At 68.8% G+C, this 14,070-nt stretch carries 14 protein-coding genes; 4 read left to right on the top strand and 10 right to left on the bottom strand.

The window, feature by feature from the left end; translation table 11 throughout:
* Window positions 1-74 precede the first annotated feature (74 nt).
* The 3 genes from clpA to MWN33_RS18455 all read right to left on the bottom strand — a co-directional run bounded on the left by clpA (window position 75) and on the right by MWN33_RS18455 (window position 3,497).
* Window positions 75-2,513, bottom strand: a complete 2,439-nt coding sequence (gene clpA / locus MWN33_RS18465) for an ATP-dependent Clp protease ATP-binding subunit ClpA (protein ID WP_247202529.1) — start codon at window positions 2,511-2,513, stop codon at window positions 75-77.
* Window positions 2,514-2,544: 31 nt separating this feature from the next.
* Complete coding sequence (gene clpS, locus MWN33_RS18460; RefSeq protein WP_425532027.1) at window positions 2,545-2,916, bottom strand: ATP-dependent Clp protease adapter ClpS; 372 nt, start codon at window positions 2,914-2,916, stop codon at window positions 2,545-2,547.
* A gap of 242 nt (window positions 2,917-3,158) precedes the next feature.
* Window positions 3,159-3,497, bottom strand: a complete 339-nt coding sequence (locus MWN33_RS18455) for a phasin family protein (protein WP_247202528.1) — start codon at window positions 3,495-3,497, stop codon at window positions 3,159-3,161.
* 369 nt (window positions 3,498-3,866) lie between these two features.
* Here MWN33_RS18455 and MWN33_RS18450 point away from each other — a divergent pair, with 369 nt between their 5' ends.
* A complete protein-coding gene (locus tag MWN33_RS18450) occupies window positions 3,867-5,540 on the top strand; it encodes a D-alanyl-D-alanine carboxypeptidase (protein ID WP_247202527.1) in 1,674 nt (557 codons plus the stop codon).
* A gap of 9 nt (window positions 5,541-5,549) precedes the next feature.
* Here MWN33_RS18450 and MWN33_RS18445 read toward each other — a convergent pair whose 3' ends face one another.
* Window positions 5,550-6,248, bottom strand: coding sequence for a DnaJ domain-containing protein (locus tag MWN33_RS18445; protein ID WP_247202526.1), 699 nt, complete (start codon window positions 6,246-6,248; stop codon window positions 5,550-5,552).
* The gene (locus MWN33_RS18440; RefSeq protein WP_247202525.1) at window positions 6,245-6,955 is read right to left on the bottom strand and encodes a VWA domain-containing protein; all 711 of its coding nucleotides are present in this window, start codon (window positions 6,953-6,955) and stop codon (window positions 6,245-6,247) included. Before MWN33_RS18440 ends, MWN33_RS18445 begins: the two co-directional genes overlap by 4 nt.
* Before the next feature lie 130 nt (window positions 6,956-7,085).
* On the opposite strand from MWN33_RS18440, the gene panC reads away from it, so the two are divergent.
* Entirely contained in the window at window positions 7,086-7,946 is an 861-nt protein-coding gene (gene panC, locus MWN33_RS18435; RefSeq protein WP_247202524.1) for a pantoate--beta-alanine ligase, read from the top strand.
* 14 nt (window positions 7,947-7,960) lie between these two features.
* On the opposite strand, the gene MWN33_RS18430 is transcribed toward panC, so the two are convergent.
* The 3 genes from MWN33_RS18430 to MWN33_RS18420 form a co-directional block, all read right to left on the bottom strand.
* Window positions 7,961-8,131, bottom strand: coding sequence for a hypothetical protein (locus MWN33_RS18430; protein WP_247202523.1), 171 nt, complete (start codon window positions 8,129-8,131; stop codon window positions 7,961-7,963).
* 62 nt (window positions 8,132-8,193) lie between these two features.
* On the bottom strand, window positions 8,194-8,628 hold the full coding sequence (locus tag MWN33_RS18425; protein ID WP_247202522.1) for a DUF1489 family protein: 435 nt from the start codon (window positions 8,626-8,628) through the stop codon (window positions 8,194-8,196).
* A 27-nt stretch (window positions 8,629-8,655) separates the two neighbouring features.
* On the bottom strand, window positions 8,656-9,330 hold the full coding sequence (locus MWN33_RS18420) for a glutathione S-transferase family protein (protein WP_247202521.1): 675 nt from the start codon (window positions 9,328-9,330) through the stop codon (window positions 8,656-8,658).
* A gap of 606 nt (window positions 9,331-9,936) precedes the next feature.
* On the opposite strand from MWN33_RS18420, the gene MWN33_RS18415 reads away from it, so the two are divergent.
* Together MWN33_RS18415 and MWN33_RS18410 are read left to right on the top strand one after the other, a co-directional pair.
* Window positions 9,937-10,617 (top strand): DUF599 domain-containing protein, encoded by a 681-nt coding sequence (locus tag MWN33_RS18415; protein ID WP_425532029.1) that lies wholly within the window; start codon window positions 9,937-9,939, stop codon window positions 10,615-10,617.
* Window positions 10,610-10,900 carry a DUF3253 domain-containing protein gene (locus MWN33_RS18410; RefSeq protein WP_247202519.1) on the top strand — a complete coding sequence of 97 codons (291 nt, stop codon included), beginning with the start codon at window positions 10,610-10,612 and terminating at the stop codon, window positions 10,898-10,900. Before MWN33_RS18415 ends, MWN33_RS18410 begins: the two co-directional genes overlap by 8 nt.
* Here MWN33_RS18410 and MWN33_RS18405 read toward each other — a convergent pair.
* Both MWN33_RS18405 and MWN33_RS18400 read right to left on the bottom strand, forming a co-directional pair.
* A complete protein-coding gene (locus MWN33_RS18405) occupies window positions 10,897-11,694 on the bottom strand; it encodes a YdcF family protein (RefSeq protein WP_247202518.1) in 798 nt (265 codons plus the stop codon). The two genes, MWN33_RS18410 and MWN33_RS18405, sit on opposite strands and share 4 nt — an antisense overlap.
* A gap of 14 nt (window positions 11,695-11,708) precedes the next feature.
* Complete coding sequence (locus MWN33_RS18400; RefSeq protein ID WP_247202517.1) at window positions 11,709-14,015, bottom strand: bifunctional diguanylate cyclase/phosphodiesterase; 2,307 nt, start codon at window positions 14,013-14,015, stop codon at window positions 11,709-11,711.
* Window positions 14,016-14,070 lie beyond the last annotated feature (55 nt).

The raw sequence follows: 14,070 nt of genomic DNA, 5'->3' as shown, positions 1-14,070 counted from the left end.
AAAGCCCCGCCGGCGCGGATGCACGGGCGGGGCTGTCTCGTTCGCGAGTGCGGGCGGCCGGGGCCGCCAGCGGTTCAGGCCTTCACGAGCGGCACCTTCGGCACACGCGAGGTGCCGGGCTTCGAGCGGCCGGTCGCACCGGCCAGCTTCTTGGCCTTGGGCGCCGCCGCCTTGCGGCGCGGGGCGCGCTTGGGCTTGGCCGGTGCGATCTTCTCCGGCTTCGGGGTGATCGGGCCTTCCGGGAATTCGAAGGCCAGATCGGTGTCGCCGTCCTCGTCGGTCTTCAGCACGACGCGGACATGCCCGCCGGAGCGCAGCTTGCCGAACAGCACCTCGTCGGCCAGCGCCTTCTTGATGTGCTCCTGGATCACCCGGCCCATGGGGCGGGCGCCCATCTGCTGGTCGTAGCCACGCTCCACCAGCCAGGCGGTCGCCTCGTCGGAGAGCTCGATGGTCACGTTGCGGTCGGCGAGCTGGGCTTCCAGCTGGAGCACGAACTTCTCCACCACCAGCGCGATGACCTCGTTGGTGAGATGCGCGAAGGGGATGATGGCGTCGAGGCGGTTGCGGAACTCCGGCGCGAAGAGGCGGTTGATCGCCTCCACATCGTCGCCCTCGCGCTTCGAACGCGTGAAGCCGAAGGCCGACTTCGACAGGTCGGCGGCGCCCGCATTGGTCGTCATGATGAGGATGACGTTGCGGAAGTCCACCTGCTTGCCGTTATGGTCGGTCAGCTTCCCGTGGTCCATCACCTGCAACAGTATGTTGAACAGGTCGGGATGCGCCTTCTCGATCTCGTCGAGCAGCAGCACGCAGTGCGGGTGCTGGTCGACGCCGTCCGTCAGCAGGCCGCCCTGGTCGAAGCCGACATAGCCGGGAGGCGCGCCGATCAGACGCGAGATGGTGTGCCGCTCCATGTATTCCGACATGTCGAAGCGCAGCAGCTCGACGCCAAGCGAGGAGGCAAGCTGTTTGGCCACCTCGGTCTTGCCGACGCCCGTGGGGCCGGAGAACAGGTAGGAGCCGATGGGCTTCTCCGGCTCGCGCAGACCCGCCCGCGCCAGCTTGATCGCCGAGGACAGCGCCTCGATGGCCTTGTCCTGCCCGTAGACGACGCGCTTCAGCGTGGTCTCCAGCGCCGCGAGGATCTCGGTGTCGGACTTGGAGACCGTCTTCGGCGGGATGCGGGCGATGGTGGCGATGGTCGCCTCGATCTCCTTCACGCCGATGGTCTTCTTGCGCCGGCCCTCGGGCAGCAGCATCTGCGCCGCGCCGGACTCGTCGATAATGTCGATCGCCTTGTCCGGCAGCTTGCGATCGTGGATGTAGCGGGCGGAGAGCTCCACCGCCGCCTTTATGGCGTCGTTGGTGTAGCGCAGCCGGTGATAGTCCTCGAAATAGGGCTTGAGCCCCTTCAGGATCTCGATGGCATCCGGCACGGTCGGCTCGGGTACGTCGATCTTCTGGAAACGGCGCACCAGCGCCCGGTCCTTCTCGAAATACTGGCGGTACTCCTTGTAGGTGGTCGAGCCGATGCAGCGCAGAGTGCCCGAAGCGAGGGCAGGCTTGAGCAGGTTGGAGGCATCCATCGCCCCGCCGGAGGTCGCGCCGGCGCCGATCACCGTGTGGATCTCGTCGATGAACATGATGGCGTCAGGATAGGCCTCGATCTCCTTGACCACCTGCTTGAGGCGTTCCTCGAAATCGCCGCGGTAGCGGGTGCCGGCCAGCAGCGCGCCCATGTCGAGCGAGAAGACGGTGGCCTTCCTCAGCACGTCCGGGACCTCGCCGTTGATGATGCGGCGTGCGAGGCCCTCGGCGATGGCGGTCTTGCCCACGCCGGGATCGCCCACGAAGAGCGGGTTGTTCTTCGAACGGCGGCACAGCACCTGGATGGTGCGCTGGATCTCGCCGTCACGGCCGATCAGCGGGTCGATCTTGCCCTCGCGCGCCTTCTTGTTGAGGTTGACGCAATAGGCTTCGAGCGCATCGGCCTTCTTCTTGGTCTCCTCCCCGGTCTTCGTCTCGGTCTCCTCTTCGGCTCCGCGCACGGGGCGGCTTTCCGACATGCCGGCGCGCTTGGCGATGCCGTGAGAGATGTAGTTCACCGCGTCGTAGCGGGTCATGTCCTGCTCTTGCAGGAAATAGGCCGCATGGCTCTCGCGCTCGGCGAAGATGGCGACCAGCACATTGGCGCCGGTCACTTCCTCGCGGCCGGAGGACTGCACATGGATCACCGCGCGCTGGATGACGCGCTGGAAGCCGGCGGTCGGCTTGGAATCTTCGCCGCCATCCTGCACCAGATTGTCCAGCTCGGTGTCGATATATTCGACCAGGTTGCGGCGGAGCTTGTCGAGGTCAACATTGCAGGCGCGCATCACCGCGGCCGAGTCCTGGTCGTCGACCAGGGACAGCAGCAGGTGCTCAAGGGTCGCGTATTCGTGGTGGCGCTCATTGGCGAGCGCGAGGGCCCGGTGAAGCGACTGCTCGAGGCTGCGGGAGAAGGTGGGCATCGGGACCTCTTCGTTTAGCCGTCGCGGAGCGTCACTTCTTCTCCATGACGCACTGCAAAGGATGCTGGTGCTTGCGCGCGAAGTCCATAACCTGCGTGACCTTTGTCTCGGCCACCTCGTAGGTGTAGACGCCGCACTCCCCAACGCCATGCTGATGCACATGCAGCATGATCTGGGTGGCTTCCTCCCGATTTTTCGTGAAGAAGTGCTCCAGCACGTGCACGACGAACTCCATTGGCGTGTAGTCGTCGTTGAGCAGGAGCACCCGGTAGAGATTGGGCCGCTTTGCCTGCGGCTTGGTGCGCGTGATCACGGCGGTGCCGGGCGCATTGTCCCCGCGCCGGCGACGCTCGTCGTCGGCCATCATCCGCTCACGCGTGTCGAATTCGGTCAGGTCGGACATTCTCAGGCTTTCCCCAAACCGGCGCACCGGTTCTTGGAGGTTTGTTGGAGGTTATAATATGTACGCCCTCCCGGCGACGCCAGAGGGCAGCCGGCCCGCCCCTGTCGCAATCCGGTGACAATTGCCCATAGGCACGGCGGGGAACCGTCGGGGGCCGACCGCGCGCAGGAGCCGGAAAAGCAAAAGGCCCGGCGTTGCGGCCGGGCCTTCGATCAAGCGGAACTACGAGGCGTCGGACGCGCTCACTTGGCTCCGGGGATCTTGCCGATCACGCCCTCGTAGGGCTTGTAGCTTTCCTTGGCGAGATCGGCGTAGAGCTCGCCCATCTTGGTCGCCTGGGCCACGAAGCCCTCATAGGCGTTCTTGAAATAGTCGGACTGGATTTCGAAGGCCTTGTCGAGGGTCTTGGCGCCGAACAGCTTCTCGGCCGCCGCGGAGCTTTCCTCGAAAGACTTCTTGGAATAGTCGGCCACCTCGACCGCGATCGCCTGGAAGCCCTTCGACACCGTGCCGAAGCTCTTCACCGCGAGATCGAGATTGTCCTTGCCGAGTTTCTGGATGTCGTCGAAATTCTGAGCCATTGAGCCAACTCCTGTCGTGTCGCCACGCGCGTTGCGCTCTTTTTCAGCCGCACGCCCGCCCGGGAACTCTCCCTGAGCCTTTTGTACTGCGGCGCACCATGGCCCGTCAAGCGATTTTGTGCGGTGCAACATAAGCCCGAATCGCGCCGACGCCATCCCCGCCCCTTCTTGTCGCCACATCCACAGGGTTGAAAGCGGTTCTTTACGAGTTCGTAACTGCACCCTTCTTAAGTTTTGGGAAGTCATGGTTCGGCAGGGTTCCTTAACCGGTCGGGGTCTCCGCGCGGCCAGCGGAGCCGGGGCGATCGGATGGCCCTGCCGGGCGCGTTGGGTTCCGGCGCAGGCCGGCTAGAGTAGCGGGACAGGTAGATGCGAGTTCCGGGGATTGTCGGCACGCTTGTCATGCGTGCCGCCGTGGCGGTGTTGGCGGTTTCCCTCGTCGGGATAGGTGTCTCGGAAGCGGCGCCGAAGAAAAAGAAGACGGCGCGCAGCAAGGCCGCCGTCACACGCACCGCCGCCGCCCCCAGCGGCGTCTGGCAGCGCGGCTACTCCCACATCGTGGTCGACGCCAATAGCGGGCGCGTGCTCGACGCCGAGAATGCCGACGCCCTGCGCCATCCCGCCTCCGTCACCAAGGTGATGACGCTCTATCTGCTCTTCGAGCAGCTCGAATCCGGCAAGATGCGCCTCAACACGCCGCTGCGCGTCTCCGCCTATGCCGCCTCGCAGCAGCCCTCCAAGCTCGGCGTCAAGGCCGGCAGCACCATAGAGGTCGAGGACGCCATCCAGGCGCTGGTCACGCGCTCGGCCAACGACGTCGCCGTGGTAATCGCCGAGAATATCTCGGGCGACGCCTCCACCTTCGCCCAGCTCATGACCCGCCGCGCTCGCCAGCTCGGCATGTCGCGCACCACCTTCCGCAACCCGAACGGCCTGCCGAACCCGCAGCAGGTGACGACGGCGCGCGACCTCGCCGTCCTCGGCCGCGCGGTGCAGGAGCGCTTCCCGAAGTACTATGGCTACTTCGAGGAGCGCAGCTTCATGTATCGGGGCGTCGCCATCCGCAACCACAACCGCCTGCTCGGGCGGGTGGAAGGCGTCGACGGCATCAAGACCGGCTACACCTCGGCCTCCGGCTTCAACCTGCTGACCAGCGTGAAGACCAATGGCCGCTACGTCATCGCCGTCGTGCTCGGCGGCACCAGCGGTGCCTCGCGCGACAACAAGATGGTCGCGCTGATCAACGAGAACCTGCCGCGCGCCGCTGCCGGCCGGCAGACCGTCGCCCGCATGAACACCGCTCCCTCGGGCGCAGTCGCCGACGAGCCGGTCGGCGCGCCGATCTCCCTCGCCTCCGCCGCTCCTGTCCCGATTCCCGCACCCGTCGCCGCGCCGACGGAGGCCCGCGCCGTCATTCCGGTGCCGGCGGCCAATCCGCGCGTCGCCATGGCCTCGGTGGCGTCCGATATCGACGTGACCGCCTCGGTGCCCACGCCGGCGCCCGCCCCGGTCCGCGCCGCGCCGCCGGTGGCCATGGAAAATCCAGCGGCTCCCATCGTGCCGGTGGCGGTGAAGACTGTCGCCATCGCCCGCCCCGCCGCGCCGACCGCCAGCTTCTCCAACCAGCCCGGCATCCTCGGCACGCTGTCCTTCTCCAACGGTCAGGCCGCCGGCGCGACGCAGGCGCAGGCCGCGCCCGCCCAGCGCGCCATCAAGCAGGTGCAGCTCGCCAGCGCCGGCCCGACCGAAATCCCCCGCCAGGAAGCCGAGCAGGCCGAGCAGTCGGCCGCCCCGCGCGCCGGCTGGGCGATCCAGATCGGCGCCTATGGCAGCGAGGCGGACGCCCGCGCCCAAATCGCCAAGGCGCAGCAGAAGGCCCCCGGCGCCCTCTCCAAGGTCGACGCCTACACCGAGCAGGCCGTGAAGGGCTCGACGAAGATCGTGCGCGCCCGCTTCGCCGGCTTCGACCAGGAGGCCGCCGCGCGCAAGGCCTGCCAGGCGCTGAAGCGCAGCGACTTCGGCTGCATGGTCTTCCGGAACTGACGGGAGGGATCAATGCCCGTCGAGCAGGATATCCTTGGCTTCGTTCACCCGGGCGGCGAGATAGTTCGACCCGCCCTGGTCGGGATGGAGTTTCTTCATAAGGGATCGGTGGGCCTTGCGGATCTCGTCCGCCCCCGCCCCCGGCTGAAGCCCCAGGATCTGGTAGGCCTCCTCTTCCGTCATCGCGCCACGGCGCGCCGGATCAGTGCGCCGCCGGCCCGCGTCGCCGTCCGCGTGTTCACGCCAACCGGGCGACCGGCGGTCAAGATAAGCTTCGAGTAGCTGCCGGCTCTCGGCGTCCACGTCGAGGGCGAGCCGTGCGAGCGTCGGCACGTCGAGCACGTCGAGCGCGGTGCCGGCGAGCGGGCCGGCGACGACCTTGCCGGTCAGGCGTCCGCTGTCATGGTCGAGCTCCATGTCGAGCGCGGCGGTGCGCACCTTCGAGGCACGGCCGGGCGAGGCCTTGCCGCGCGACCACGGCAGCGCGCCGCGTATGTCCCAGCCGACCAGCGACAGCCCGAACAGGCCGAGCGGCAGCGCCGTCTCGAAATGGCCGCGCAGGCCGAGGAAGCCGGCAATGGCGACCAGCGCGAAGCCGCCGACCCGGCGCCCCAGCCGCGCCAGCGCCTGCGCATCGGCCCGGCCGAACGTCTTGAGCCCGTAATAGAGAAAGGCGACGATGGCCGCCCCGATCAGCAGATTGATCATTGGCTGTCCTGCATCGCCGCGATCAGCCGGCGCGCGCCGGGCGAGGTGCCGGCCAGCGCCGCGAGCGCCGTGCCGCCGCCGGCGGCATAGCTCGCCACCGCCCGCAGCAGCGCCCTGAGTTCGGCCGCCGCGCCGGCATCGAAGCGGCACCACGCGCCGCGCGTGAGCCGGGCGATCTCGCGGAAGCCGCGCTCCACCGCCGGATCGCGGCCCTCCTGGAACATGAAGACCGGCACTCCGCGCAAGGCGAGCGGCCCGGCCTCGGCGCACAGCGCGTCGATGGGCTCCTCCAGCGCGTCGCCGACGAACACCAGCGCGCCGACCGGCCCCTTGCCGGCCTGCGCCTCCGCATGGCGCAGCACGCGGGCGATCTGGGTGCGCCCGCCCTGGCAGGCGATACGCGCCATCAGTGCGCCGAGCTTCGTCCCGTCCGCCATCCAGGGCGAGGCACGGCATTCGTCGATGCCGCGATAATAGACGAGCTGGATGTCGAGCCCGCCGATGCTGGCCGCCTCGTCGAACATCTCGCCCTGAAGGCCGCAAGCCATGTCCCAGGTCGGCTGCCGGCTCATCGTGGCGTCGAGCGCGAAGATCAGCCGGCCGCGCCGCTCGGCGGTCAGCGGGGCGCGCTGCTCCAGCTCCGCCAGAAAGTCGGCGACCTTGCCGGAGGCGGCGGGTGCGGTGTCCCTGCGTTTTTCGATGGCCATTGCGATGCCCGTGCGGATTCGCGGCAAGTGTAGCGGGCCGGCGGGGCCGGCGAACAGGGGCCCTCGCCAATGGTTGACCCCCCTTCCCGCTCTGCTAGCTTCCGCCGCCCGACCGACAGGGAGCCCCGCCATGACCACGCCGCGCGCCATCCGCACCGTCCACACCGTCGCGGAGCTGCGCCAGCAGGTGGGCGCGTGGCGCGCCGGCGGCGAACGGGTGGCACTGGTGCCGACCATGGGCGCGCTTCATGTCGGCCATGTCGCGCTGATGGAGGCGGCGAAGGCCCATGCGGAGCGGACGGTGGTGACGATCTTCGTCAATCCGACGCAGTTCGCCCCGACCGAGGATCTCGGCCGCTACCCCCGCACGCTGGAAGCCGATCTCGACAAGGCGGACGGCGCCGGAGTCGCTCTCGCCTTCGTGCCTGATGTCAACGAGATGTACCCGGAAGGCTTCGCCACCACGATTTCGCTCGCCGGCCCGGCGCTCGGGCTGGAGACCGATTTCCGGCCCACCCATTTCGCCGGCGTCGCCACCGTCGTCGCCAAGCTGCTCAACCAGGCGGCGCCGGACGTCGCCCTGTTCGGCGAGAAGGACTACCAGCAGCTTCAGGTCGTCACCCGCATGGCGCGCGATCTCGACCTGCCGGCGCGCATCCTCGGCGTGCCGACGGTGCGCGAAGCGGACGGCCTCGCCCTCTCCTCGCGCAATGTCTATCTCTCGGCCGAGGATCGCGCCGCCGCGCCGGCGCTCCACCGCGCGCTCACCACGGCCGCCGCCGCCATCGCCGGCGGCGCCGATATCGCGGAAAGCATCGAGGCGGCGCGCCGCGCGGTCGCCGCCGCCGGCTTCGCGCTCGACTATCTGGAAGCCCGCCACGCCGCGACGCTGGCGCCCGTCGCCTCGCGCGCGGACGGTCCGATCCGGCTTCTCGTCGCTGCGCGCATCGGCACGACGCGGCTGATCGACAACCTCGCCGTGCCGGACTGATCGCTAGATGGGCGTCAGACGACGCCGAAATAGCTGACCGCCATGCCGACGATGACGAGCGCCAGCCCGATGCCGAGCACGTAGCGCATCGGGCGCACCTCGGCGGCCTGCCGTTCCTCGGTGTTCGCCTTCACCACGACCTCGCCGTCTTCCACAACGCGATGATCGTCCGAATCCTGAACCATGTGCCTCTCCTATCGTCAGTTTCGACGACAACGCACAGGATGCGGTTCGGGTCCCCGCCGGCTCAGATGAGGCCGAGAGAGCGCAGTTCGCGGCGCAGATTGTCCGGCAGGGTCGGCGCCTCGCCCGCCGCTGCGAGATCGGCCGGCACCTCCTTGTCGACAAGGTAGCGCCAGCCCTGGAAGGGCCGGTTCGGCCGCGGCATCACCCGGTGCACCACCGGCTCCATCACCAGATGGCAGCGGCGAATGCCGTCGCTATCGACGAAGGGGCGGATGGCCAGCAGGCGCTGCCGGCAGGCCACCTCGCCCTTGATGACCCAGTAGAGCGAGCCGCCGTCCAGCAGCTCAGCAAGGCGCGTGGGCACCATGCGGGTGGTGTGCACCTGTTCCGCCGTCTCGCCGCGCGCCGCCTTGCCGGCGAGGCTCTCGCCGATCCACTCTTCGAGGTCCTCGATGGACTCGGCGCCGACGCAGAGTTTCAGCAGGTGGAGCGGCATGGCACGGCCTTGTGGCGGAACGCCCCTCTATACGCGCTTGACGGTCGGCCAGTCGACCTCGTCCTCCGGCAGTACCCCGGTTTCCTTCAGCGCCGCCTCCTTCCAGGCGACGAAGGCGGGGTGCGCGTGGATGGCCTCGACATAGGCGGCCGACACGGGGTCCAGTTCGACGCCATAGGTGCGCAGCCGCGTCGCCACGGGAGCGTACATGGCGTCCGCTCCGCTGAAGGCGCCATAGAGGAAATCGCCGCCGGCGCCGAAACGCTCGCGCGCCTCGCCCCAGCGGCGGGCGATGTTTCGCACGTCCTTCGCCGCCGGCTCGGAGAGGGCGAGAGGCTCGATGGGGCGCCACAGATTCATCGGCGCCGCGCCGCGCAGCGCACCGAAGCCGCCATGCATCTCGGTCGCCACCGAACGCGCATGCGCGCGCGCCGCCGGATCCGTCGGCCACACGCCCTTGTCGGGGAAACGCTCGGCGAGATGTTCGAGGATGGCGATGGATTCCCACACCACCGCCTCGCCGTCGATGAGCACCGGCACCTTGCCGGCCGGTGAATGCGCGCGCACGCGCTGCTTGAAGTCCGGCGCGTCGAGCGGGACGAGGATTTCCTCGAACGGAATGCCGAGACCCGTCAACGCCAGCCAGGGCCGCAGCGACCAGGAGGAGTAGTTCTTGTTGCCGATGATGAGCCTAAGCGCCACCGTGCGTCTCCGTGCGAAGGGGTCGCGGCAGGTTCGGCCAAATGCGCCGCCGGCGCAAACGCATGACGCTGATGGCGGCGATCAATCCACGTGATCGGGTCCCGGCGAGAAACCGAAAAACAAACGGCCCGGCCTTGCGGGCCGAGCCGTCATGTCGTCGTCTCACACGCCATGTAGGTCGCGGAGGGATTTCTCAGCTTGCGACCGTCTGGGCCGCCTGGAAACCACCGAACAGGTAGACAAGGGCGACGCCGGCCAGAAAGGCGACAACGGCCCAACGCGCAACTCCCCAACAGGAGTGCCCGGATACCGAATGCATGTTGATCCTCGGAACGTTTCGTTCGCCGCGCAGCCCCGCGATCTCGAATCCCGCAAGCGCTGGCTCGAAACAATACTTAATGAAACGTTACCGATTTCGCAATCGCGAAAACGCCACATTCGCCGATGTGCGACGCAGGGCAGACCAGCCTCGCGCGCATGACGGGTTAATGACAGTCCGCGCTCTTCGGCGGAGCTGCCTATTGAAAGCCGGCCGGCCCGGCCCCACCATGCCGCTTCCGGGCCGCCGCAGCGGGTCCGGCGATGCGGGGCGCTCCAGTCAAGATCATGTTCGGCTTCACTTATATCGATGCGCTCGCCTTTGGGGTGTTCGCCGCCGCCTGGCTCACCTATCACGGCATGATGGAAGGCGGCTGGGCCGAGACACGCTCGCTCAACCGGCGTATGGACCTGTTCCGCACCCAGTGGATGCAGCGCATGCTGGCGCGCGAGAACCGCATCGTCGATGCCCAGATCGTCGCTGCATTGCAGAACGGCACCGCCTTCTTCGCCTCGACCTCGCTGCTGGCCATCGGCGCCTCGCTGGCGATCCTGCAATCGACCGACGCGGTGATGGCGATCTTCCGCGACCTCCCCTTCGTGGAATCGAACCGTTCGGCGTGGGAACTGAAGACGCTCGGACTGGCGCTGATCTTCGCCAATGCCTTCTTCAAGTTCGCCTGGGCCTACCGGCTGTTCAACTACACGACGATCCTGCTCGGCTCGACGCCGCCCCCCTCCGAGGCGGCAACGCCGCAGGCGCAGGCGCATGTCATCCGCCTCGCCCGCATGGCGACCGTCGCGGGCCGGCATTTCAACCGGGGGCAACGTTCCTTCTTCTTCGCCATCGCCTATCTCGGCTGGTACATCAACGGCTGGGCGCTGATGGCGGCGACCGCCGCCATCTTCCTCGTCATGGTCAACCGGCAGTTCGGGCCGGATTCGCATTGGGTGCTCGACAGTGAGTGACAGTTCCACCGGCGAGCGCGCCGCCCGCCCCTCCGAGGAAGCTGCCGAGGCCGCGATCCTTGCCGTCGCCGGCCGGCCGGATGCCGGGCGCAGCGTAGCGCCGGAGGAAGTCGCCCGCAGCCTCGCCACCGGGCCGGACTGGCAGAGCCTGCTTCCCCTCGTGCGGCGCGCGGCGATCCGGCTGGCGGAGAGTGGCCGCCTCGTCATCTACCGCAAGGGCAAGCCGGTCGATCCGGCCGATTTGCGCGGCGTCTACCGGCTCGGCCTGCCGCCGCAGGATTAACCGGCCGGAGCCGGGAACGGGCTGGCGATGCGTCCCGTGAGGTAATAGGCGGCGAGCCCGATCCATTCGCGCACCGCGAGATCGAAGAAGCCGAGTCCCTGCGCCACCGAATCGAAGGGGCGCAGCCATCCCGCCTCGCCGGCGGTGCGGAAGTCGACGGGATACGGCACGACCGGAAAGCCCGCTGCCTCGAAGCAGCCCACCGCGCGCGGCATGTGGTAGCCCGACGTCACCAGCAACCAGCGTTCGCCCGGTTTCGGCTGGAGCAGCGCGCGGGCGAGGCGCGCATTCTCGGCGGTGTTGCGCGAGGCGCGCTCGAATTCCACCCGGCTTTCCTCGACGCCGATCTGCGGCAAAGCGAGGCGCACCACCTCCGCCTCCTGCATCGCCTGCGGCGACAGGCTGCCGCCGCCGCCCGCGAAGACGAGCCGCGCCTGCGGGTAGCGGCGCGCCAGCTCGCCCATGGCGAGGATACGCTCGGCCGATTCCTGAAAGGAGGGCTGGCCACGCGCGGCGGTGATGACGGGCAGCTCCGCGCCACCGAGCACGATGACGCCATCGACCCGCCCACCATCGTCGGCATAGGCCGGGAAGCGGTTCTCCAGCTCGACCAGCAGCACGCGCCCGAACGGGCCGAGCCCGGCCAGCAGCAGCCCGGCGCCCCCGAGCGCGGCGATCGCAAGGCCGACCCGCCGCCAGCGCAGCGCGAGCAGCAGCCCGAGGGCGGCCAGCAGCGTCAGGAAAGTCGAGGGCACCGCCACCATCCAGACGAGCTTGGAGGCGGCGAAGAACATCCCGCCCGGACCCGTCAAAGACGCACGCGGGTGCGCACCGGCGGTGCGGCTGCGGAAACGGCGCGTTCGAGATAGCGGTCGATGCTGCCGAGCGGCACGGGCCCGGCCAGCAGGAAGCCCTGAACGTGATGGCAGCCGACCGACTGCAGGTAGCGCAGCTGCTCGCGCGTCTCCACGCCCTCGGCGGTCACCGTGATGGCGAGCGCCCGCGCGAGGCGCACCACGCAGTCGATGATCGCCGCCGCGTCGTCGCTCTGGCCGATATTCTGGGTGAAGCTGCGGTCGATCTTGATGGTGTCGACGCGGAAGCGCCTGATGTAGCCGAGCGAGGAATAGCCGCTGCCGAAATCGTCCAGCGCCACCCGTATGCCCATGCGGCGCAGCGCCGCCAGCGAGGCGAAGGCCTCGGGCTGGTTGCCGAACAGCAGGTTCTCGGTGATCTCGATCTCCAGCCGGTCGGCCGGGAAACCCGTCTCGTCGAGAATCTGCTTCACCTGCTGGTCGAGGTCGCGGCGGCGGAAATCGACCGGCGAGAGGTTCACCGCCAACTTTACCCCGCCCCAGTCGCGCGCCTGCGCGCAGGCGTTGCGCAGCACCCACATGTCGAGCTCGGTGATGAGGCCGGTCTGCTCGGCGATCGGCACGAACTCGCCCGGCGAAACGATGCCCCGCTCCGGCTGGAGCCAGCGCACCAGCGCTTCGAAGCCCACCACGACCTCGCCGTCGACGGCGAATTGCGGCTGGTAGTAGATGGTCAGTTCGCCCTCGGCGAGCGCCCGGCGCAGATCGACCTCGAGGTCGCGCCGGCGCATCACCTCGCGCTCCATGCTGGGCGCGAAGATCTGCACATTGCCGCGCCCCTCGGCCTTGGCGCGGTAGACCGCGATGTCGGCGAGGCGGATCAGCTCGATGGCGTCGACACCGTGGTCGGGCGCCACCGTGCAGCCGATGGAGCCGTTGACGACAAGCGTCTGCCCGCCCACGCAAACCGGCTGGCGGATCGCGTCGAGGATGCGCTCGCCGGCCTCGGAAATCTCGGCATCGGTCTCGGCGGAAATGAGGATGACGAACTCGTCGCCGCCGAACCGCGAGGCCAGCGCGTCCCGGAACGGCAGCCGGGCGAGGCGCTGGCCCATCTCCGCCAGCAGCAGGTCCCCGACATGGTGGCCCAGCGTGTCGTTGATGTCCTTGAAGCCGTCGAGGTCGAGGAAGAGAAGCGCCAGCCGGTGGGTGGAATCGACCCGCCGCAGCCGCTCGTCCAGCGTCCGCATCAGCATGGCGCGGTTGGCGAGGCCGCAGAGCGGGTCGGTGTAGGCGAGACGCGACGCGAGCTCCTCGCTCTCGGTCAGCTCCTTGGTCGCGCGCCGGGCGTACCAGAGCACGATGGCCGCGACGGCCAGCAGCAGGGCGGCCGTGCCCATCAGCGCCGGCAGCAGCGCCGAGAGAAGATCGCTGCCGGGGTTCTGCGGCTCCCAGGTCAGCCAGGCGGCCCGCGTCTGGCGGTCCTGGAACGGGATGGCGACGCCCTGCCGACCCGGCTCCGGCGGCTCGTCGGACACGCGCGGCATCACCACATGCAGTTCGCCGACCAGATCGCTGAGGAAGCGCCGGTCGAGGAACAGCACTGTCACCGCCACAGGCGGGACGCGGGAGGGCGAGACCACGCGGCCATAGTCGGGCAGGATGCTGATGGCGGCGACCAGCGCCGGCCGCCCCTCCACCCGCATATAGCCGGCCCTGAACACCGGCGGGTTGTCGCGTCCGCGCGGCTCGCCCTGCTGGAGCGTGCGCACCGCCTGAAGCTGGTCGCGGAAGGCGGCCGTCACGCCCTGAACGAGCGGCGCGATGGCTTCCGCGTCGTAGGGGGCGGAGGCGACGTCGGTCGCGACGCCGTCGATCGAGGCATAGGCCGGGCCGGTCTCCAGCACGATGTAGGAGCGGTCGTGGCGCTGGGTGTTGTAGAGCCACTTGCCGAAATTCTCGTGCACCCATTCCTCGTCGAGGAAATAGGCGGTGCGCAGCACCGACTCGTCCCAGTGCGCGAAGCTGGAGAGGTCGCGTTCCAGCAGCGCCGCGCGGCGCTGGAGGGCGTCCGTCACCAGCCGGTCGCCGCGCTCGCGGGCGGCAGCGTCGATGCGCTCGGCAGCGACGAGGGCGAAGGCCCCCATGACGAGCACGGCCGCCAGTATGACCATCGCCACCGCGACGATCATGCCGTCGCCGGCCAGGATGCGGCGGCGCGGTACCACGGACACCGGCACCGCGTCCGCCGCCTCTTCCTTCAACTGGAAGGCCAGACGATCCCTCTCGGGCGTCCCCATCCGCTCCTCCGACCGGGGTCCGTCAGTCACGGCGCATGCCAGGATGCCGCCCGTT

Source organism: Ancylobacter koreensis (assembly GCF_023016525.1).
Taxonomy (GTDB): Bacteria; Pseudomonadota; Alphaproteobacteria; order Rhizobiales; family Xanthobacteraceae; genus Ancylobacter; species Ancylobacter koreensis.
This window is presented reverse-complemented; position numbering and strand designations above follow the sequence as displayed.